Source organism: Streptomyces hydrogenans (assembly GCF_014656075.1).
Taxonomy (GTDB): domain Bacteria; phylum Actinomycetota; class Actinomycetes; order Streptomycetales; family Streptomycetaceae; genus Streptomyces; species Streptomyces hydrogenans.
In genome coordinates this window covers 1-21,031 of record NZ_BNBS01000030.1, presented here as the reverse complement: position 1 = coordinate 21,031, position 21,031 = coordinate 1, and the positions used below count along the sequence as shown (strand labels likewise).

The 21,031-nt window shown below is 74.0% G+C and carries 18 protein-coding genes and 1 pseudogene; 9 read left to right on the top strand and 10 right to left on the bottom strand.

The window, feature by feature from the left end:
- Nucleotides 1-12: 12 nt before the first annotated feature.
- Nucleotides 13-978 (bottom strand): LysR family transcriptional regulator, encoded by a 966-nt coding sequence (locus IE321_RS15335; protein ID WP_190223296.1) that lies wholly within the window; start codon nt 976-978, stop codon nt 13-15.
- A gap of 137 nt (nt 979-1,115) precedes the next feature.
- Here IE321_RS15335 and IE321_RS15330 point away from each other — a divergent pair, with 137 nt between their 5' ends.
- Nucleotides 1,116-3,305 (top strand): M4 family metallopeptidase, encoded by a 2,190-nt coding sequence (locus IE321_RS15330; RefSeq protein WP_226651644.1) that lies wholly within the window; start codon nt 1,116-1,118, stop codon nt 3,303-3,305.
- Between the two features lie 164 nt (nt 3,306-3,469).
- On the opposite strand, the gene IE321_RS15325 is transcribed toward IE321_RS15330, so the two are convergent.
- Nucleotides 3,470-4,186, bottom strand: a complete 717-nt coding sequence (locus IE321_RS15325) for a carbon-nitrogen hydrolase family protein (protein ID WP_190223295.1) — start codon at nt 4,184-4,186, stop codon at nt 3,470-3,472.
- 228 nt (nt 4,187-4,414) lie between these two features.
- Nucleotides 4,415-4,987, bottom strand: coding sequence for a TetR/AcrR family transcriptional regulator (locus IE321_RS15320; protein WP_043226290.1), 573 nt, complete (start codon nt 4,985-4,987; stop codon nt 4,415-4,417).
- Nucleotides 4,988-5,092: 105 nt separating this feature from the next.
- On the opposite strand from IE321_RS15320, the gene IE321_RS15315 reads away from it, so the two are divergent.
- Nucleotides 5,093-7,576: a glycoside hydrolase family 3 protein gene (locus tag IE321_RS15315; protein ID WP_190223327.1), complete on the top strand. Its 2,484-nt coding sequence runs from the start codon at nt 5,093-5,095 to the stop codon at nt 7,574-7,576.
- Nucleotides 7,577-7,620: 44 nt separating this feature from the next.
- Here IE321_RS15315 and IE321_RS15310 read toward each other — a convergent pair whose 3' ends face one another.
- Nucleotides 7,621-8,520, bottom strand: coding sequence for an SGNH/GDSL hydrolase family protein (locus IE321_RS15310; RefSeq protein ID WP_190223294.1), 900 nt, complete (start codon nt 8,518-8,520; stop codon nt 7,621-7,623).
- Nucleotides 8,521-8,783: 263 nt separating this feature from the next.
- Between IE321_RS15310 and IE321_RS15305 the strand changes: the two genes are divergently transcribed.
- Both IE321_RS15305 and IE321_RS15300 read left to right on the top strand, forming a co-directional pair.
- Entirely contained in the window at nt 8,784-9,278 is a 495-nt protein-coding gene (locus IE321_RS15305; RefSeq protein ID WP_043226291.1) for a DUF3145 domain-containing protein, read from the top strand.
- 70 nt (nt 9,279-9,348) lie between these two features.
- A complete protein-coding gene (locus IE321_RS15300) occupies nt 9,349-9,834 on the top strand; it encodes a hypothetical protein (RefSeq protein WP_190223293.1) in 486 nt (161 codons plus the stop codon).
- 57 nt (nt 9,835-9,891) lie between these two features.
- On the opposite strand, the gene fabF is transcribed toward IE321_RS15300, so the two are convergent.
- From fabF to fasR, 5 genes are all read right to left on the bottom strand, one after another.
- Complete coding sequence (fabF, locus tag IE321_RS15295) at nt 9,892-11,154, bottom strand: beta-ketoacyl-ACP synthase II (RefSeq protein WP_190223292.1); 1,263 nt, start codon at nt 11,152-11,154, stop codon at nt 9,892-9,894.
- 109 nt (nt 11,155-11,263) lie between these two features.
- Nucleotides 11,264-11,512 (bottom strand): acyl carrier protein, encoded by a 249-nt coding sequence (locus tag IE321_RS15290; RefSeq protein ID WP_043226296.1) that lies wholly within the window; start codon nt 11,510-11,512, stop codon nt 11,264-11,266.
- 61 nt (nt 11,513-11,573) lie between these two features.
- A complete protein-coding gene (locus IE321_RS15285) occupies nt 11,574-12,605 on the bottom strand; it encodes a ketoacyl-ACP synthase III (protein WP_043226298.1) in 1,032 nt (343 codons plus the stop codon).
- An 18-nt stretch (nt 12,606-12,623) separates the two neighbouring features.
- Nucleotides 12,624-13,541 carry an ACP S-malonyltransferase gene (locus IE321_RS15280; RefSeq protein ID WP_043226299.1) on the bottom strand — a complete coding sequence of 306 codons (918 nt, stop codon included), beginning with the start codon at nt 13,539-13,541 and terminating at the stop codon, nt 12,624-12,626.
- 89 nt (nt 13,542-13,630) lie between these two features.
- Nucleotides 13,631-14,812 carry a fatty acid biosynthesis transcriptional regulator FasR gene (gene fasR, locus IE321_RS15275; protein ID WP_043226301.1) on the bottom strand — a complete coding sequence of 394 codons (1,182 nt, stop codon included), beginning with the start codon at nt 14,810-14,812 and terminating at the stop codon, nt 13,631-13,633.
- A gap of 82 nt (nt 14,813-14,894) precedes the next feature.
- Between fasR and IE321_RS15270 the strand changes: the two genes are divergently transcribed.
- Nucleotides 14,895-15,545, top strand: a complete 651-nt coding sequence (locus tag IE321_RS15270) for a pirin family protein (RefSeq protein ID WP_190223291.1) — start codon at nt 14,895-14,897, stop codon at nt 15,543-15,545.
- Nucleotides 15,546-15,609: 64 nt separating this feature from the next.
- Here the strand turns inward: IE321_RS15270 and IE321_RS15265 are convergent, their stop codons facing one another.
- Nucleotides 15,610-16,791 (bottom strand): L,D-transpeptidase, encoded by a 1,182-nt coding sequence (locus tag IE321_RS15265; protein WP_190223290.1) that lies wholly within the window; start codon nt 16,789-16,791, stop codon nt 15,610-15,612.
- A gap of 270 nt (nt 16,792-17,061) precedes the next feature.
- Here IE321_RS15265 and IE321_RS15260 point away from each other — a divergent pair, with 270 nt between their 5' ends.
- The 4 genes and pseudogenes from IE321_RS15260 to IE321_RS15245 form a co-directional block, all read left to right on the top strand.
- Nucleotides 17,062-18,210 carry a lipid II:glycine glycyltransferase FemX gene (locus IE321_RS15260; RefSeq protein ID WP_372470237.1) on the top strand — a complete coding sequence of 383 codons (1,149 nt, stop codon included), beginning with the start codon at nt 17,062-17,064 and terminating at the stop codon, nt 18,208-18,210.
- Nucleotides 18,207-19,820: a murein biosynthesis integral membrane protein MurJ gene (gene murJ / locus IE321_RS15255; protein ID WP_043226308.1), complete on the top strand. Its 1,614-nt coding sequence runs from the start codon at nt 18,207-18,209 to the stop codon at nt 19,818-19,820. Before IE321_RS15260 ends, murJ begins: the two co-directional genes overlap by 4 nt.
- A gap of 51 nt (nt 19,821-19,871) precedes the next feature.
- On the top strand, nt 19,872-20,555 hold the full coding sequence (locus tag IE321_RS15250; RefSeq protein WP_043226310.1) for a response regulator: 684 nt from the start codon (nt 19,872-19,874) through the stop codon (nt 20,553-20,555).
- A gap of 176 nt (nt 20,556-20,731) precedes the next feature.
- Nucleotides 20,732-21,031, top strand: a pseudogene (locus IE321_RS15245) (ATP-binding protein); the annotation flags it as partial.

The window sequence follows — 21,031 nt, the reverse complement described above, 5'->3', positions numbered from 1 at the left end:
GGCCGCCCCCGCTCAGTCCTCCGCCAGGACCGGATGGAGCTCCGGCCGGGCGTCCCACCACTCCTGGTGGAAGCGGTTGGTGGCGACGTTCGCCAGGTACGCCCCGGCCGCCGCCCGGTACAGGAGCTCCGCGTCCCGGACGGAGACGGCCGCACGGTTCCAGGCCAGGCGGATGCGGCCGGTGACCGGGTCGCCCTCCAGGGGGCGCAGGACCGTGCCCTCGGTGGGCGGGGCGGTGGGCTGGCTCAGGGAGATCGCGCGGCCCGAGGCGATCAGGTCGTAGTGGATCTTCCGGTCGGCGACCCGGTGCCGGAGGGACGGCGTGAAGCCGGCCCGCCCGCAGGCCTCGACCAGCGCCTCGGGGCCGCCGTCGTCGTCCTCGACCAGCGTCATCCACGACTCGCCCGCCAGCTCGGCCAGCGCGATCCGCTCCTTGCCCGCCAGCGGGTGGTCCGCCGCGAGCCGCACGCAGAAGGGCTCCCGCGCGATCAGCGTCCGGGCCGTCGTGCCCTGCGGCAGCGGCACCTCGTGGTCGTTGACCTCGCCGTACAGCACCGCGTCGTAGCGGCCCGCGCCCAGCTGCCGGGTCAGCGTCGTCGCCGACTGCTCGACCGTCACCGCGATCTCCCGGCCCGCCACGACCTGTTCGAGCCCCACCATCAGCCGGTCCACCAGCACCAGCAGGATGCAGCCGAGCCGCAGCGGGGTGTCCGGGTCGACGGCCCGCGCCCCGGCGGCGAGCGCGTCCATCTCGCCGAGCACGAGACGGGCCTTGGAGAGCACGAACTCGCCCAGCGGAGTGGGCTCCACACCGCGCCGGCCGCGCAGGAACAGCTCCCCGCCCGCGACCCGCTCGATCCGCCGGAGCTGTGCCGAGAGCGCCGGCTGCGAGACGCCGAGCAGCTGCGCCGCACGCCCCAGGCTGCCCGCCTCCGCAATCCGGCAGACGGCTTCCAGATGCCTCAACTCCAGCTGCATTTCAGCAGCGTACGCAGCCCCGCACGGCCGCACCATAACCCGCGTCTTATGCCGGATGAGATGTCCCTAACTGGCCATGTCCACGCCCATACTCGGCGCGACGATCCGACCTCCCCCACCCTGAACGGAGCACGACGTTGCACCCCACCAGACTCACGGCGGCCGTGGCCGCCCTGGCTCTCTCGGCGAGCCTCGCGACCGCCCTCGCCGGCACCGCCTCCGCCGCTCCCCAGGCGCAGCCGGTCCCGCCGGGCCACGGCAAGTCCCTGGCCCTCGCGGCCGCGGACACCGCCGCCGCCAGCGGCCTCGACGAACTGCGGCACGGCGCCGACGAGGACCTCGTCCGGACGTCCGTCACCCCCTGGTCGAACGGCCTCTACTACGCCGCCTACCAGCGGACGTACAAGGGCCTCCCGGTCCACGGCGGCGGCGACGCCGTCGTCCTGACGGACTCCTCCGGCAAGGTCCGCGACGTCACCGGCGCCCCGGCCCCCGCCCTGAGGCTGTCGACGAGCGCCAAGGTGACCGCCGGAGCCGCCCTCGCCACCGCCCGCGGCCAGCTCGCCGCCGTGGAGAGCGCGAGCGCCCCCGAACTGACCGTGCTCCTCAAGGCCGGCAAGCCCGTCCTCGCCTGGCACACCCTGGTCGTCGGCACCACCGCCGAGGCCCTGCCCAGCTCGCTCGACACCTACGTCGACGCCCGCACCGGCAAGGTCGCCCAGGCCACCGACAAGGTCCGGCACGCCGAGGGCCGCGGCTACCACAACGGCAACGTCACCATCGACACCGCCGCGGGCTCCATGACCGACACCAGCCGCGGCGCCTTCAAGTGCGGCGGCCAGAACGGCAGCGCCTACACCGGCTCCTCCCCGTGGGGCAACGGCACCGCCAACGACCTCGTCACCGCCTGCGTCGACATCATGTACGCGGCCCAGCGCGAGTCGGACATGCTCAAGGAGTGGTTCGGCTACAACGGCATCAACGGCCAGGGCGGCATGGTCCCGGCCCGCGCCGGACTCACCCAGGTCAACGCGTACTACGACGGTACGAAGACCACCTACGGGCGCAACCAGAACGGCACCAACCAGCTCACCGGCATCGACGTCGTGGCCCACGAGTACGGCCACGAGATCTTCGACCGGACCCCGGGCTCGGCCGGCTCGTCCAACGAGAACGGCGGCATGAACGAGTCCACCGGCGACATCTTCGGGGCGCTCACCGAGCACTACGCCAACAACCCGAACGACACCCCGGACTACACGGTCGGTGAGGAGCTGAACTTCACCGGCAACAACCAGCCCATCCGCAACATGTACAACCCGTCGCTGATCAACAACGACCCCAACTGCTACACCCAGTTGAGCTCGGGCACCGAGGTGCACGCGGCGGCCGGCCCGCAGAACCACTGGTTCTACCTGCTCGCCGAGGGCTCCAACCCGGGCGGCGGCAAGCCCAACAGCCCCATATGTTCCGGCGGCCCGTCCTCCGTCACCGGCATCGGCATCCAGAAGGCCGGCAAGATCTTCATGGGCGCCCTGCTCCTGAAGACCTCCTCCTGGAACCACCTCGCGGCCCGCCGCGCCACCCTCACCACCGCCAAGAACACCTACGGCGCCACCGAGTGCAACGCGGTGAAGGCGGCCTGGAACGCGATCGGCGTCCCCGCCCAGTCCGGCGAGACCGACTGCGGCGGCACCTCCACCCCGGACTTCTCGCTCTCCCTGAACCCGTCCTCGGGCTCGGCGCAGCCGGACACCTCGGTCACCGCCACCGTCAACACCAGCACCACCGGCGGCGCGGCCCAGACCGTCCAGCTCTCCGCGAGCGGCGCCCCCAGCGGCGTCACGGTCTCCTTCTACCCCACCTCCGTGACCTCGGGCAGCTCCTCCACGATGACCGTCAAGGTCGCCGCGGGCACCCCGAACGGCACCTACCCGATCACCGTCACCGGTACGGGCTCCGCCACGCACACGGTCACCTACCAGCTGACGGTCGGCTCCACCACGCCGCCGACCGGCTGTGACAACACCGAGCACAGCTACCAGGGCACCCTGGCCTCCGGTCAGGCCGCCGCCCAGCCGGACGGCTCGTACTACTACTCGGCGAGCGCCGGCACCCACGTCGGCTGCCTGCGCGGCCCGGCCGGCACCGACTTCGACCTCTACCTCCAGAAGTGGAACGGCGCGGGCTGGGCGGACGTGGCCGTCGGCGGCACCGCCGGCGCCGACGAGGACACCAGCTACTACGGCACCGCGGGCTACTACCGCTACGTCGTGCACGCCTACAGCGGCTCCGGCGCCTACACGCTGGGCCTGAGCGCCCCGTAAGGGGTGACGAGCGCCCGGGGGCGGGGTCCTGACGCCCCGCTCCCGGGGCGGGAGGGCGTGCGGCGGACCGGGGGTTCCGTCGCACGTCCGCCCGGGCCGGGCCGCCGGAGTCCCACGGCGGCCCGGCCCTTCCGCGTGCCCGGGGCCGCTCGGGACGAGCGGGCTCAGCCCACCTCGGCGAGGACGAACCCCGGCTTCCCCGGGCCCGCGTCCGCGAGCCGCCCGCCGTCCGGCCCCCAGATCCCGGCCCTGCCGCCGCCCTCGCCGATCTCGCAGCGGCCCAGCGCGTTGCCGAGCGCCACGTACAGCCCGAAGTCCCGGGCCCGGACCGGATAGACGGTCTCGAAGGAGTCGTTCTCCGCCTCCAGCATCGAGCTGGCCAGATAGACCGCGCAGCCGTCGGCGGCGGCCCGCTCGGCCGGCTCGGGGAACCGGTTGTCGTAGCAGGTCGCGAGCGCGAACCGGAGCCCGTCGAGCGTGAACCGCCCGTCGGCCGTGCCGGCCGTGAAGGTCTCCTGCTCGGCCCCGTGGTAGAGGTGCCGCTTGTCGTAGCGGGCCAGCGGCGCGCCGTCCGGGCCGATCACCAGCGTGGCGAGGCCGGGCAGCGGACCCCCGCCGCGCACCGGTCCGTTGACGACGGCCGCCGTCCCCGCCGCCCGGCAGGCCGCGCGGACGGGTTCGAGGCGCGGGTCGTCCTCGGTGAGGACCAGCGACGGGTCCTCCCGGATCAGGGCCGGCTCGTACCCGGTGAGCGAGAGCTCGGCGAAGACGACCAGCCGGGCGCCGGCGGCCCCGGCCTCCCGGACGAGACCGGCGATCGTACGGACATTGGCCTCGACGTCCCCGGCGACCGGGGCGAACTGGGCGGTGGCGATCAGCATGGGCCCATCGTCGCAGTCCGCGCGGCGGCCTACACTGCCGGGCACCGGGGCCGCGCGCGGCCCCGCAGGGTGCGGGGCCGTGGCAGAGCGGGCGATTGCGGAGCCGGGCCGAGGAGGTCCCCGAGGCCCGGGGAGAGGGAGCGGCCGCCGGACCTGGCGGCCGGCTCGCGCGGGTTCGAATCCCGTCGGCCCCGCACCCGTCGCCGTGCCGGTCCGCTCCGGCGCGGGCTACCGCTCCGCGGATCCCGCCAGCAGCCGGAGGAAGTCCCGGAAGGCGCCCGGCATGTCGACGGAGGCCGGGTCGAGCAGCCACTGGTACTGGAGGCCGTCCATCACGGCGGTGAGCAGCGGCGCCGCCCGCTCCGGGGTGAGGCCGCCCGGCAGCCGCTCGCCGAACTCCAGGCGCAGCACGTCCGCCATGTTGGCCCGCACCTGCGCGTACCGCTCGGTGAAGAACGCCCGCGCCGGGTGGCCGTCGGTGACGCTCTCGCCGAGCAGGGCGGAGAAGGTCTGCACGATGCCGGGCCGCATCGCGTTGTACTCGACCAGCGATTCGAGCAGGTCCAACCGCCAGCCCTCGCGGTCGCGGCCGCCGCTGGTGTCCCACCGGTCGCGCTCCTCCAGGACGGCGACGAGCAGCGCCTCCTTGGTGGGGAAGTAGTGCAGCAGGCCCTGCTGGGTCAGTCCGACGCGCTCCGCGACGGAGCCGAGCGTGGCCCCCCGGTAGCCGCGCTCGGCGATCACCTCCAGGGCGGCGCGCAGGATCTCCGCGCGGCGCTCCTCGCTCCTGGTCCGTGCCATCGGTCGGCCCCCTCTCCGCAGGTCCCCGTCCCCAGGACCGTACGCCATCGTGGAAATAACGAAAAGATTACATTGCCTACCGATCTACAGGTAGGTGGGTCCATGATGTCCGCATCACCACTTCAACGCGGAGGTACGGACGTGACGGACGTGAACGAGGACGCGGTGCGCGAGGCGGCCGTCGAGGCGGCGCTCGGCCGGCTCGGCCTGGACGCCAAGACCCGGCTGCTCGGCGGCCAGGACATGTGGTCCCTGCCCGCCCTGCCGGAGATCGGGCTCGCCTCGATCGTGATGTCCGACGGGCCCATCGGCGTCCGCGGCGTCCGCTGGACCGCCGACGACCCGTCCGTCGCGCTGCCGTCCCCGACCGCGCTCGCCGCCACCTGGGACCCCGCCCTCGCCCGCCGGGCCGGCCGGCTCCTCGCCCAGGAGGCCCGCCGCAAGGGCGTCCACGTGCTGCTGGCCCCCACGGTCAACCTGCACCGCACCCCGCTCGGCGGCCGCCACTTCGAGGCGTACAGCGAGGACCCGTACCTCACCGGCGCCATCGGGACCGGCTACGTCCAGGGCGTCCAGGACGGCGGCGTCGGCACCACCGTCAAGCACTTCGTCGCCAACGACGCCGAGACCGACCGCTTCACCGTCGACAACAGGATCGCCCCGCGCCCGCTCCGCGAGCTCTACCTCGCGCCCTTCGAGGCGATCGTCGCCAATGCCCACCCCTGGGGCATCATGACCGCCTACAACCAGGTCAACGGCGTGACGATGACCGAGCACCACCACCTCGTCAACGAGGTCCTGCGCGGCGAGTGGGGCTTCGACGGCTACAACGTCTCCGACTGGATGGCCGCCCGCTCCACCACCGGCGACATCACCGGCGGCCTCGACGTGGCCATGCCCGGCCCCGACACCGTCTACGGCGAGAACCTCGCCGCCGCCGTCCGGGCCGGCGAGGTCGAGGAGTCCGCCGTCGACGCCGCCGTACGGAACGTGCTCCGGCTCGCCGCCCGCGTCGGCGCCCTCGAAGGCGCCCCCGCCGCCGTCACCGAGCACCCCGCCGCGATCGACGGCGACGCCCTCGCCCGCGAGATCGCCCGCCGCGCCTTCGTCCTCGTCCGCAACGAGAACGGCGCGCTGCCCCTGAAGCCCGGCACCGTCGCCCTCTCCGGCGCCGCCGCCCGCGACGCCCGCGTCCTCGGCGGCGGCTCCGCCCAGGTCTTCCCCGAGCACGTCGTCTCCCCGCTCGCCGGCCTCACCGCCGCCCTCGCGGCACTTCCCGGCGGGGCATCCCTCTCCTACACCGTCGGCGCCGACCCCAGCGAGGAACTCGCCCCCGCCGACCAGGGCTTCGAGCTCCGCGCGGTCTGCCGCGACGCCGACGGGAACGTCCTCGGCGAAGGCAGCCTGCCCAACGGCCAGGTCCAGTGGATCGGCGACGACCTCCCGGCCGGCGTCACCCACGACGCCCTCGCCTCCATCGAGGTCACCGGCCGCTTCACCCCGCGCGAGACCGGCGCGCACGCCTTCGGCACCCGCGGCCTCGGCGCCTTCACCCTCACCGTCGACGGACGCGAACTCTTCGACGGCGTCCAGGCCCTGGGCCCCGAGACCGACCCCTTCGAGGCGTTCTTCGGCTCCCCGGTCGAGCGCGGCACCGTCGAGCTCACCGCGGGCGCGACCGTCGAGGTCTCCCTCCGGCACGTCCTCGACAAGGAGTTCGCCGCCCCGCTTCCCGCGGTGATGTTCTCCTTCGTCCACCTCGGTCCCCGTCGTGACCCCGACGAACTGATCGCCGAAGCCGTCGAGGCCGCCCGCGGCGCCGACACCGCCGTCGTGGTCGTCGCCACCACCGAGCGCGTCGAGTCCGAGGGCTTCGACCGCAAGGACCTCGCCCTCCCCGGCCGCCAGGACGACCTCGTCCGCGCCGTCGCCGCCGTCAACCCGAACACGGTCGTCGTCGTCAACGCCGGCTCCCCGGTCGAACTGCCCTGGCGCGACGACGTCGCCGCGATCCTCCTCAGCTGGTTCCCCGGCCAGGAGGGCGGCGACGCCCTCGCCGACGTCCTCACCGGCGCCGAGGAGCCCGGCGGCCGCCTCCCCACCACCTGGCCGGTCGCCCTCGCCGACGTCCCCGTCACCGAGGTCACCCCCACCGGCGGCGTCCTCGACTACACCGAGGGCCTGTTCATCGGCTACCGCGCCTGGGACCGGGCCGGCGCCGCCCCCGCGTACCCCTTCGGCCACGGCCTCGGCTACACCGGCTGGTCGTACGACGCCCTGGAGGCCACGGCCGAGTCGGTCACCGTCCGCCTCACCAACACCGGCGACCGCCCCGGCCGCGAGACCGTCCAGCTCTACCTCGCCCCGGTCCGGGACACCGTCGAACGCCCCGCCCGCTGGCTCGCCGCCTTCGGCGGGGTCGAGGCCGCGCCCGGCGAGACCGTCGAAGCGGTGATCCGGCTCCCGCGCCGCGCATTCGAGATCTGGGACGAGGAGAAGAACGCCTGGACCGTCGTCCCCGGCCGCTACGAGCTGCACGCCGCGCACTCGCTGGCCGACCTCCGGCTCAGCACCACCGTGGAGCCGTAGGCCCCCTGACCGGCCCCGGGGCGGACCTGACGCCCGCCCCGGGGCTACTTCTCCGTGATCCTCCGGTACGCCAGCTCCGCCAGCCGCGCCTGCCCCTCGCGGCTCGGGTGGAACCAGTCCCAGGTGCTCAGCAGCGACTCGTCGAAGCGGAACCCGAAGACCGCGCCGCCGTCGTACCGGCAGCGCTCGTCCCGCGCGCACACCTCGGCCAGCACCTCGTTGTACGCCACCACCCGGTCGCGCACCGCCGTCCGCCGCCGCTCCGCCGCCGCGCCCAGGTCCTCCGGGTCCGCCAGCATCGCGCCGCAGACGCCCAGCTCCCAGACCCGCCGCACCAGCGGGTTCGCCCGGCCGGTGTCCCACAGCCGCCGCAGGTCCGGCACGCTCGCCACGTACACCCGCGCCTTCGGGGCGTCCTTCCGCAGCCGGGCCAGCGACGCCTCGAACGACCGGCGGAACTCCGCCACCGGCGTCATCCCCGCGGGCGTCGGCCGGCAGGCGTCGTTGGCGCCGATCATCACCGTGACCAGCTCCGGCCGCCGCGCCGCCGCCCGCCCCATCTGCTCCGGCAGCGCCGCCACCCGGGCGCCGCTGCGGGCCAGGTTCCAGCTGTTCTCGGCCACCCGGCCCGGGCCGAGCAGCCGCAGCGCCAGGCTGTTCACCGCCGGGTCCGTCCCGGTCGCCCAGGACGCCTCCGGACAGTCCGCCAGCAGCGAGCAGGCGTCGAACGCCCGCGTGACGGAGTCGCCGACGGCGGCGACGGAGGCGGGGGAGTCGTCCCACGGGGAGACCGGCGTGGGGGTGGGCGTGGGCGTGGGCGTCGGTCCCGTCGAGGCGGCCGCTCCGGTCCGGGGCGCGGGCGAGCCGGTACAGCCCGCGAGCGCGGCGACCGCGAGCACCGCTCCCACGACGGCGGTACGGATGCGGCGTCGGCCGTACGGCACCGGCCCCCTCCTTCGTGCTGACGTCCTGGCGAGTGAAAGCTTCGTGTTCACCCGCCCCCGGACCGACCGTACGTCACCCTGATGACGGCGCGGCACGGTAGCTTTTCCCCCGTCGAACCAGCGGCGCGCCCGCGCCGACCGGCTCCGGTAAATTACATCACGTCACATGCTGTCCCTTTTCAGAAGGTTTGCGGAGTTCTTCTCCTGATGCTGTTTACTGAGGCCGCTGGGAAGGCGAACCTCGTCCCACACTGGAGGTCCCGGTGACGACACGTGGAGTCCTGTACGTACACTCCGCACCGCGCGCGCTCTGCCCGCACGTCGAATGGGCGGTGGGGGGCGTCCTCGGTGCGAGGGTCCAGCTCGACTGGATCCGCCAGCCCGCGGCGCCCGGCACCTGGAGAGCGGAGTTCTCCTGGCGGGGCGAGACCGGCACCGCCTCCAAACTCGCCTCCGCGCTGCGCGGCTGGCAGATGCTGCGCTTCGAGGTGACCGCCGAACCCTGCGCCACCGCCGAGGGCGAGCGTTACAGCGCCACCCCCGACCTGGGCATCTTCCACGCCGTCACCGGCATGCACGGCGACATCCTCGTCCCCGAGGACCGGCTCCGCGCCGCGCTCGCCCGCGCCGCGCAGGGCGAGACGGTCCTGGAGGCCGAGGTCGCCCGACTCCTCGGCAAGCCCTGGGACGACGAACTCGAACCCTTCCGCTACGCCGGCGAGGGCGCCCCGGTCCGCTGGCTTCACCAGGTCGTCTGAGCCCGTTCACCCGGGCCCGGTAGCTTCCCGCCCCGAGGCGCGCAGGGGCGCGCCGGGCGGGGGGACGCACGTGACGGGTCTGCGCGGAACGCTGGCATCGGCGGCCGTCCTGGCGGCGGCGACGGCGCTGAGCGGGGCCCTGGTGCTCCTGTCGGGCTTCGTCTACCAACTGGTGGACGGCGACCCGACCGGCGCCCTGATGGCCTGGGCCCTCGGCCTGCTGGTCCTGGCGGTCGGGCTCTTCGCCGTCTTCGGCGGCCTGCTCCCGGACCTGGACGCGGAACCGGAACCGGAGAGGGGGCCGGGCGCGGCGCCGGGTGACCGGGCCGAGGCCAGGCCCGCGGCCGAGAAGTGGTTCGACGCCTGGTTCGACGTGCTCGCCTTCTGTTGCGTCCTCGTCGGCCTGCTCGCCGGAGGGCCCCTGGGCATCGCCGGGTACGAGGCCCTGCGGCCGGAGACCGGCACGGTCGCGACGGAGGCCGCCGCCCCCTCCACCGCACCCGGCGGACCCGCCCCGGCGGGAGGCGGGCCGCACCCGGCCGACGGCCCGTCCTGACACGGCGGAGGCCCGCCCCCCGGACGGGGAGCGGGCCTCGGGCCGGGAAGGGCCGGGTCAGACCGAGCGGAACGCCAGGACGACGTTGTGGCCGCCGAAGCCGAACGAGTTGTTGACGGCGGCGATGGTGCCCTGGGGGAGCTCGCGGGGGGTGTCGCGGACGATGTCGGCGTCGACCTCCGGGTCCAGCTCGCCGACGTTGATGGTCGGCGGGGCCAGGCGGTGGTGCAGGGCCAGGACGGTCGCGACGGTCTCGATGCCGCCGGCGCCGCCGAGGAGGTGGCCGGTCATCGACTTGGTCGCGGAGACCGCCACGTGGTCCAGGTCGTCGCCGAAGACCTTCCGCAGCGCCTTGATCTCGGCGACGTCGCCCTGCGGCGTCGACGTGGCGTGCGCGTTGAGGTGCACGACCTCGGCGGGCTTCAGGTCGGTGGTGTCCAGCAGGTGCTGGAGCGCGGAGGCGATGCCCCGGCCGGACGGCTCGGGCTGCGCGATGTGGTGGCTGTCGGCCGACAGGCCCTGGCCGATCGCCTCGCAGTAGATCTTCGCGCCGCGGGCCTTGGCGTGCTCCTCGGACTCCAGGATCACCACGCCGGCGCCCTCGCCGAGCACGAAGCCGTCGCGGCCGGTGTCGTAGGGGCGCGAGGCCTTCGTCGGCTCGTCGTTGTTCTTGGACATCGCCATCATGTTGGCGAAGGCGGCGATGGGCAGCGGGTGGATCGCGGCCTCGGTGCCGCCGGCGACGACCACGTCGGCACGGCCGCTGCGGATCATCTCGATGGCGTAGCCGATCGCCTCGGCGCCGGACGCGCAGGCGGAGACCGGGGTGTGGACGCCGGCGCGGGCGTTCACCTCCAGGCCCACGTTGGCGGACGGGCCGTTCGGCATGAGCATGGGCACGGTGTGCGGGGAGACGCGGCGGACGCCCTTCTCCTTGAGCACGTCGTACTGGTCGAGCAGGGTCGTGACGCCGCCGATGCCGGAGGCGATCACGGAGCCGAGCCGCTCCGGGGTGACGGACGCGTCCTCGCCGGCGGGGGCGGTGAAGCCCGCGTCGGCCCACGCCTCACGCGCCGCGATCAGCGCGAACTGCGCGGAGCGGTCCAGCTTGCGGGCGAGCGGGCGGGGCAGGACCTCACCCGGGTCCACCGCGGCGGACGCGGCGATCTGGACGGGCAGTTCGGCGAAGCGCTCGCCCTCCAGGGGCTTGACACCGGAGCGTCCCGCAAGAAGACCTTCCCAGGTCGATGCGGAGTCGCCACCCAGCGGTGTGGTTGCGCCGATACCGGTGACGACCACGGTGCGATTGGTCGGGCTCACAGGAATTCGTTCTCCATGTGTGTGATGGTCGAAAGACGGCGCCACCGCCGGGTGGCGGACCGAATCAGCGGGGACCGGGCCCGGTGGGGCCTGGTCCACCAGGGCCGAATCAGGCCTGGTGCTTGAGGATGTAGTCGACGGCGTCGCCGACGGTCTTGAGGTTCTTGACGTCCTCGTCGGGGATCTTCACGTCGAAGCGCTCCTCGGCGGCGACGACGACCTCGACCATGGACAGCGAGTCGACGTCCAGGTCGTCGGTGAAGGACTTGTCCAGCTGGACGTCCTCGACCGGGATGCCGGCGATCTCGTTCACGATCTCGGCGAGACCCTCGACGAGCTGCTCCTGGGTGTGAGCCATAGTGGCGCTCCTTCTTGCGGTGACTTCGGTAAAAGGGGGGCTTCCGGGAGATCCCGGTCGCCTAGGGGAGAGTAACGACCGTCGCGGCGAACACGAGACCCGCCCCGAAGCCGATGACGAGCGCGGTGTCGCCGCTCTTCGCCTGTCCGGTCGCCAGGAGCCGCTCCATCGCGAGCGGGATCGAGGCGGCCGAGGTGTTGCCGGTGGTCTCGACGTCACGGGCGACCGTGACGTGCTCCGGCAGCTTCAGGGTCTTCACCATCGAGTCGATGATCCGCATGTTGGCCTGGTGCGGGATGAAGACGTCCAGGTCGTCCGCCGAGATGCCGGCGGCGTCGAGCGCCTGCTGGGCCACCTTGGCCATCTCGAAGACGGCCCAGCGGAACACCGCCTGGCCCTCCTGCGTGATGGCCGGGAACTTGATCTCGCCGGCCTCGTTGAGCGGAAGCTTGGAGACGTCGCCGACGTGGAACTCGTTCCACGGCACGGTCTGCTTGATCGTCTCCGACTTGTCGCCCTCGGAACCCCAGACCGTGGGGCCGATGTGCGGCACGTCGGAGGGGCCGACCACGACGGCGCCGGCGCCGTCGCCGAACAGGAAGGCCGTCGCGCGGTCCTCCAGGTCCGTCAGGTCGCTGAGCCGCTCCACGCCGATGACCAGGACGTACTCCGCCGAACCCTCGACGATCATGCCCTTGGCCAGGGTGAGGCCGTAGCCGAAGCCGGCACAGCCCGCGGAGATGTCGAACGCGGCCGGCTTCCCGGCGCCGATCTTGTCGGCGATCTCGGTGGCGACGGCCGGGGTCTGCTTGAAGTGCGAGACCGTGGAGACGACGACGGCGCCGATCTGCTCCGGGGTGATCCCGGCCTCGGCGATCGCCTTCCCGGAGGCCTCTACCGACATGGCGGTGACGGTCTCCTCGGGCGAGGCCCAGTGGCGGGTGGAGATGCCCGAGCGCGAGCGGATCCACTCGTCGGACGAGTCGATCTTCTCGAGGATCACCTCGTTGGGCACGACCCGGGACGGGCGGTAGCCGCCGACGCCCATGATCCGCGCGTACGGGGCGCCCTTGCTGGGCTTGATCTTCGACATGCTTCTCGACACTCCTCGTCAGACGGCCGTGTGCTCGGCGACGAGCGTACGGGCCGCGTCCAGGTCGTCGGGGGTCTTGAGGGCCACGGTGGCCACGCCCGGGAGCGCGCGCTTGGCGATGCCGGTGAGGGTGCCGCCGGGGCAGACCTCGACCAGCGCGGTGGCGCCGAGGGCCTGGAAGGTCTCCATGCACAGGTCCCAGCGCACCGGGTTGGCGACCTGGCCGACCAGGCGCGCGAGGACCTCGGCGCCGGTGTCGACGGTCCGCCCGTCCTTGTTGGAGACGTACGGCACGGTCGGGTCGGCCGGGGCCAGCTCCTTCGCGGCCTGCTCCAGGGTGGCGACCGCGGGGGCCATGTGGTGCGTGTGGAAGGCGCCGGCGACCTTGAGCGCGACGACCCGGCGGACGCCCTCGGGCTTGTCCGCCTCCAGGGCGGCCAGCTGCTCCAGCGTGCCGGCGGCCACGATCTGGCCCGCGCCGTTCACGTTGGCCGGGGTCAGGCCCAGCTTCTCCAGGTGCGGGACGGTCACCTCGGGGTCGCCGCCGAGCAGCGCCGACATGCCCGTGGGGGCGATCGCGGCGGCCTCGGCCATCGCCAGGCCGCGGGTGCGGACCAGCTTCAGGGCGGCGGTGGCGTCGAGGACGCCCGCGAAGGCGGCCGCGGTGAACTCGCCGACGCTGTGGCCGGCGACCGCGCCGGGGGTGACGTCGCCGAGGGCGGCGGCGGAGAGGAGGCCGGCCGCGACGAGCAGCGGCTGGGCCACGGCGGTGTCACGGATCTCGTCCGCGTCCGCCTTCGTGCCGTAGTGGACGAGGTCGAGCCCGATGGCGTCCGACCAGGCCGCGAGGCGGTCGGCGGCGCCGGGGAGTTCGAGCCAGGGAGTCAGGAAGCCGGGCGTCTGGGCGCCTTGGCCGGGAGCGACGAGTACGAGCACCCTCACACTCTCTCTTGGGGACGGTGTCCGGCGCCCGTGGGGACTAGGACGAAGAACCGTCGGGGTAATTGTTGGTGTCCGACAAAAGTCTAGGACTGCCCGTCCGCGTCGGCCAAGCGCCCGAGGATCAGGGCGATCCGCAGGGTGAAGGCGGAACGGACGTCGGAGGGTGACCAGCCGGTGACGTCGGTCACACGTCGGAGCCGGTAGCGCACGGTGTTCGGGTGGACGAAGAGCATTCTCGCCGCGCCTTCGAGACTGCTGGCCTGCTCCAGATAGACACTCAGAGTTTCCAGCAGTGCCGAACCGGCTTCCTCCAGCGGTCTGTAGATCTCCTCCACCAACTGCTCGCGCGCCGAAGGGTCGGAGGCGATCGCGCGCTCCGGCAGAAGATCGTCCGCGAGCACCGGCCGGGGCGCGTCCTGCCACGCCGTGCACGCCTTCAGACCGGCCGCGGCGGCCTGCGCGGACCGCGTCGCCGCCAGCAGGTCGGGCACCACGGGACCGGCCACGACCGCCCCCGGGGCGTACGGACCGATCAGCGCCTTCGCCACCCCGAGCGGATTGTCCGAACCGCCCGCGATCACCACGAGCCGGTCGCCGAGGACGCCGGTGAGCACCTGGAGCTTGGCGTGCCGGGCGGCCCGCCGGATCGCCTCCACGGTCAGCTCGCTGTCCCCGTCCGGAGCGGTGCCGAGGACGACGCACACGTGGTCGGGCGAGTTCCAGCCGAGCGCGGCGGCCCGGGACACGGCGCCCTCGTCGGCCTCGCCGGACAGCACCGCGTTCACCACCAGCGACTCCAGGCGCGCGTCCCAGGCGCCCCGCGCCTCCGCCGCCTGCGCGTACACCTGGGCGGTCGCGAAGGCGATCTCCCGCGCGTACACGAGCAGCGCCTCGCGCAGCACCGACTCGTCGCCGGGCGCGGCGACGTCCTCGATCGCCACCTCCATGACCTCGATGGTCGTCCGGACCATCTCCACGGTCTGCCGCAGCGTGATCGCCCGGGTCAGCTCGCGCGGCGCCGTGCCGAACACGTCCGTCGAGATCGCCTGCGGGGTCTCCGGGTGCCGGAACCACTCGGTGAAGGCGGCGATGCCGGCCTGCGCCACCAGCCCGATCCACGAGCGGTTCTCGGGCGGCATCGCCCGGTACCACGGCAGCGTCTCGTCCATGCGGGCGATGGCGTTGGCGGCCAGCCGTCCGGAGGACTGTTCGAGGCGCTTCAGGGTGGCGGCGTGCGGATGAGCGGCGTTCGCGGGTTCAGACACGGGGACAAGACTGCCTCATCCGGGCACCGACGTGCGGGGTCGGGGCGGTTTCGCCGCCGCGGGTCCGGCTACCGTACGGTGCGTGATCCGCATCCAGCGCGCGGGCGACCGGTACCCGGGCGGCGACCCCGGGGCCGGCGTCGAGACCCGGCACGCCCTGTCCTTCGGGCCGCACTACGACCCCGACAACCTCCGCTTCGGCCCGCTCCTCGCCGTCAACGAGGAGCGCCTCGCCCCCGGCGCGGGCTTCGACGAGCACCCGCACTCCCACACGGAGATCGTGACCTGGGTGGTGGAGGGCGAGCTGACCCACCGCGACACCACGGGCCACGAGACGGTCATCCGCCCCGGCGACCTCCAGCACCTCTCCTCGGCGGCGGGCGTCCGCCACGTCGAGCGCAACGCCGGCGACACCCCCCTGGCCTTCGTCCAGATGTGGCTCGCCCCGCGCGAGACCGGCGGGGAGCCCTCGTACACCCTGGTCAGGGACCTCCGGGGCCCGTACGCCCTGCCGGCGGCGGGGGCGACCCTGACCGTCCACCGCCCGGGGAAGGGCGAGGATGTCCGGCTCCCCGACGGGGGCACCGTCTACGTGCACGTGGCGCGGGGGACGGCGACCCTGGCCGGCCGGGAACTGGGGGAGGGCGACGCGGCCCGGATCACGGACGAGCCGGCGCCGGCCCTGACGGCGGGGGACGCCGCGGAACTGCTGGTCTGGGCGGCGGACAGCTGAACCGGGCCGTGCCGCGCCCGCACCGGTGCGCCGCCGGCCGCCACCGGAGCGAGCGCCCCTCCGCTCAACCCAGCGCGCTCTTCGCCTTCCAGTCCGCCCAGGACAGGTTCCACGCGCCGTAGCCGTTGCCCTCCGCGACCACGCCCTTCGTGTCGGCGCCCTTGATCTCGAAGGGGTCGCCGACGTGGACGCTCGCGTAGAAGGACGCCGCGTCCGCGTCGCTCATGCCGATGCAGCCCGAGCTCCTGTTGGCCCGCCCGAAGTTCCCCGCGTTCCACGGCGCCGCGTGCGCGTACATCCCCGACCAGGTCAGCCGCATCGAGTAGTCGACCATCTTGTCGTAGGCGTCGCCGAGCCCGACCGTCTCCGAGTTCATGTTGATCGTGCCCTCCTTCGCCATGAGGACGGCCGTGCCCCGCCAGGACCGCTTGTCGCCGCCGGGCGTGCCGCCGGAGACCGGGATCGTCCGGACCGTCCGCCCGTCCTTCACCAGCGTCAGCCGCTTGGTGTCCAGGTCGACCTTCACGACCTGCGCGGCGCCGATCGTGAAACCGGTCCGGTAGTCCCGGACGAACCAGCCGTCGCCCGAGTCCGTGCCGTTCAGGTCCGCCTCCAGCGTGACCTTCGTGCCGGGCTTCCAGTACTCCCGGGGCCGCCAGTCCACCCGGTCGCGCCCCGAGTAGTCGGTCACCCAGCCCCAGGACCCCTCGGTGCCGTTCGAGGTCGTGACCTTCAACTGCCGCTCCACGTCGGCCTTCCGCGTCACCGGCCGGTCGAAGACGATCGACAGCGGCTGCCCGATGCCGACGGTCGTGTTCTTCCCGGGCGCCAGCGTCAGCTTGTTGACACGCTCGGCCTCCGGCGTGGTGAACGTGGACCGACTCGTGGTCTCCTTCCCGCCGGCGGTACGGGTGACGGCCTCGACCGTGTACGAGGTGCCCGGCGCCGCCTTGCGGTCCGAGGTCCAGCGGGCCCCGCCCTCGGCGGACTTCCCGGCCAGCCTCCCGCCCTCGGCGTCCGTGACCGTCACCGACGAGAACGTCCCGCCGGCCGCCGTCACCGACACGGGCTTCCCGGCCGCCCGGTCCACCACGGTCACCTTCGCGGGCGGACCGTCCTGCCCGCCCCCCTTCGAGGAGGCGGACGGGGAACCCGGCCCGCTCGCGGCCTGGGCCGTACACGCGGTGAGGGAGACGACGAGGGCGACGGCGGCAAGGGCGGGCCGGGGCAGGCGTATCGGCGGCACGGAGCACCTCCGGAAGAGGAGAGAAAAGGGTGGGATGCCCGGACTCTAGGCGCCTCCGAGCGGCCTTCGCCCGGTCGGAGGCCCATGTGACGAGGGCTGATGAAGAACGGTCATCGTCCCGTCACACACGCCGCGCGGACCGGTCTCATCCGGCTGTGAGCCTGCTGTGCGCCGCGCCACCCAGGGCGCGGAAGAACCAAGGAGGCCTTCGTTGTGTCAGCGCTGCTCGTGACGCCCGCACCCGTGAAGCGCCGTGCCGCCGCCGGGCCGGTGCCCGCCGGCCCGCTCCGGCTCGGCCCCGTCTCCCCCGAGGTGTACCGCGCCTTCCTCGCCGCCCGCGGCACGGGAGCGGACGGCCCCTCCTTCCTCCAACTCCCCTCCTGGGCGCAGGTGAAGGAAGGATGGAGCCACCAACTCGTCGGCTGGGGACCCGAGTCCGGACAGTTGACCGGCGTCGCCCTGGTCCTGCTGCGGACCTTCCCCGGCACCCGCAAGCACTTCGCCTACCTCCCCGAGGGGCCCGTCGCCGACTGGGCCGACCCCGACCTCGACCGCTGGCTCGACCCGCTCCTCGCCCACCTCAAGGCGTCCGGCGCCTTCGCCGTCCGCATCGGACCCGGCCCCGCCCACCGCCGCTGGACCGCCCCCACCGTCAAGGCCGCCGCCGGCCCCGGCCGCCGGCTCGGCGACGTCCTCGCCGACGAGGTCGACCCGCTCGGCACCGCCGTCGCCGAACGGCTCCGCGCCCGCGGCTGGAAGCGCTGCGGCGGCGACTCCGAGGACGGCGCCGACGCCCAGCCCCGCCACGTCTTCCAGGTCCCGCTCACCGGCCGCACCCCCGACGACCTGTGGTCCGGCCTCAACCAGGAGTGGCGGCGCAACGTCCGCAAGGCCCGCAAGTCCGGCGTCGAGATCACCGTCGGCTCCGCCGCCGACCTCCCCGAGTTCCACCGCCTGCTGCGGATCACCGAGGAGCGCGACGGCTTCCGCCTCGGCCGCTCCCTCGGCTACTACGAGCGCCAGTACGCCGTCCTCAACGCCGAGCACCCCGGCCGCATGAAGCTCTACCTCGCCCGCCACGAGGGCGAGATCCTCGCCGCCCACACCATGATCACCGTCGGCCGGCGGGTCTGGTACCAGACCGGCGCCTCCGCCGACCATCGCCGCGAGGTCCGCCCCTCCAACGCCCTCCAGTGGCACATGCTGCTCGACGCCCACGCCCTCGGCGCCGACGTCTACGACCTGCGCGGGGTACCCTCCACCCTCGATCCGGACGACCGCGCCCACGGGCTGCTGCGCTGGAAGCTCGGCACGGGCGGACAGGTCGTCGAGACGCTGGGGGAGTGGGAGACACCGATGCACGGCACGACCAACCAGGCGCTGTACCGCGCCTTCCAGGCGTATATGGCCCGCCGATGACCGCCACGCTCACCGCCGAGCCGACCGCCCACCGCAAGGCGCCCTCCGCACTGCGCAGCGGCGCCTTCATGGCGGCCGGCTCGCTCGTCTCCCGCGCCACCGGCTTCGTCCGCGCCGCCGTCGTCGCCGCCGCGCTCGGCGCCGGACTCGTCGCCGACGGCTACGCGGTGGGCAACTCCGTCCCCACCATCGTCTACATGCTCCTCCTCGGCGGCGCCCTCAACGCCGTCTTCGTCCCCGAACTGGTCAAGGCCGCCAAGGAGCACGCGGACGGCGGCGCCGCCTACACCGACCGCCTCCTCACCCTCTGCGCGCTCGCCCTCACCGTCCTCACCGCCGCCGCCGTCCTCGCCGCGCCCGCCCTCGTCGACGGCTACACCGACTACACCGGCGGCCAGCGGGACCTCACGATCGCCTTCACCCGCGCCTGCCTCCCGCAGATCCTCTTCCTCGGCCTCTTCACCCTCCTCGGCCAGGTCCTCAACGCCCGCGGCCGCTTCGGCGCCATGATGTGGACCCCGGTCCTCAACAACGTCGTGGTCGTCGCCGTCTTCGGCCTCTTCCTCCTCGTCAGCGACGGCGGGGAACTCACCGCGGGCGAGACCGCCCTCCTCGGCTGGGGCACCACCGCCGGCATCGCCGCCCAGGCCCTCGCCCTGCTGCCCTCGCTGCGCGCCGCCCGCTTCCGCTTCCGGCCCCGCTTCGACTGGCGCGGCAGCGGCCTCACCGCCCCGCTGCGCGCCGCCGGCTGGCTCGTCCTGCTCGTCCTCACCAACCAGGCCGCCTACTGGGTCACCACCTGGGTCGCCACCTCCGCCGGCTCCGACGCGCACACCGGCGGCGCCGGCCTCGCCGCGTACAACAACGCCTACCTCCTGTGGGCCGTCCCGCACGGCATCGTCACCGTCTCCCTCGTCACCGCCCTCATGCCCCGCATGAGCGGCGCCGCCGCCGACGGCGACCTCGCCGCCGTCCGCCGCGACGTCGGCTACGCCCAGCGCACCACCGCGGCCGCCGTCGTCCCCGCCGCCTGCGCCCTCTTCGCCCTCGCCGTCCCGCTGATGACGGTCGTCTTCGGATACGGCGCGACCGACGCCGCCGACGTCCGCGCCATGGCCTGGACGCTGATGGCCCTCGCCCCCGGCCTGATCGCCCTCTCCGGGCAGTACGTGTGCACCCGCGCCTTCTACGCGCTCCGCGACACCCGCACCCCCTTCCTGCTCAACCTGGTGATCGCCGGCCTCAACGCGCTGCTGTCCCTCGCCGCGTACCACTGGCTGCCCACCCGCTGGACCGTCACCGGCATGGCCGCCGGCTACTCCCTCGCCCTCTGGGCGGGCTGGGCCCTCACCGGGTACGTCCTCCGGCGGCGCCTCCCGGCCGCCGACGGCGGCACCGGCCTCGGCCGGCTGCTGCTCGCCGCCGTCCCCGGCGCCGGCTACGGCCTCTTCGCCGTCGAGAGCACCGCCGCCGCGGGCGCCGTCGTCTCCGGCCTCAGCGGCGCGGCCGCCGTCCTCGCCACCTTCGTCCTCCTCGCCCGCCCGCTGCGGCTCACCGAGGTCTCCGCCCTCCTGACGGCATCCGCCGCCCGGCTCACCCGCCGGACCTGATCACCGGGGGCTCCCCTCCGGCGCCCCCACCGACCTTGGGATACTCCACGCATGCCCCGTGTGCTCCTCATCGAAGACGACCCCTCGGTCCGCGAAGGCGTCGAGCTCGGGCTCCGGCGCCGCGGCCACGAGGTGCGCACCGCCGCCACCGGCGAGGCCGGCCTCGCCGCCCTCGGCGAGTTCCGCCCCGACCTGCTGCTGCTCGACCTCATGCTGCCCGGCATGAACGGCGTCCAGGTCTGCCGCCGGGTCCGCGAGAGCAGCCAGCTGCCGATCATCATGCTCACCGCCCGCGGCGACGACTTCGACGTGGTCATCGGCCTGGAGGCGGGCGCCGACGACTACATCGTGAAGCCCGCCCGCACCGAGGTCATCGAGGCCCGCATCCGGGCCGTCCTGCGCCGCATCGAGGAGCCCGGCGGCGGCCGCCCCGCCATCGAGCACCACGGCGCCCTCGCCGTCGACCGGGCCGGCCTCACCGTCGCCAAGAGCGGCGAACGGCTCGCCCTCGCCCCCTCCGAGCTCAAGCTGCTGCTCCACCTCACCGCCGCCCCCGAGCAGGTCTTCAGCCGCCAGCAGCTCCTGGAGCACGTCTGGGAGCACAACTACCACGGCGACGCCCGCCTCGTGGACGCCTGTGTGCGGCGGCTGCGCGCCAAGATCGAGGACACCCCCGGCGACCCCCGCTACATCCAGACCCTGCGCGGCTTCGGCTACCGCTTCGGACCCCTGTGAGGACCTGCGTCCCCGGCGAGGAGCCGGGGCCCGACGCGGACCTCCACGGGGGGACGGCGCACGGGGACGGTCAGGGTGGCGGGCCCGGGGCCGACCACGTTCCCGGTCACGCTGCCGGCCACGGGTCCGCGTACGGGAACGGCCACGGGCCCGTGTACGGGAACGGTGACCGGTCCGTGTACGGGAACGGTCCCCGGTCCGCGTACGGGAACGGCGCCGGGGACGGGCAGGGCACCGCGTACGGGAACGGGGGCGGGGACGGGCAGGGCACCGCGTACGGCGAGGGCGTCGGGACCGCGTACGGCGAGGGCGTCGGGACCGCGTACGGCGACGGCGTCGGGACCCCGTACAGCGAGGGCGTCGGGACCCCGTACGGCGACCGCGTCGGCGTCCCCGGCCCGCGCGAGGGCGGCGACGGCGGTCCGCGCGAGGCCGACGGGCTCCGGCCCGGCCGGCTGGCGCGGGTCCGCGCCCTG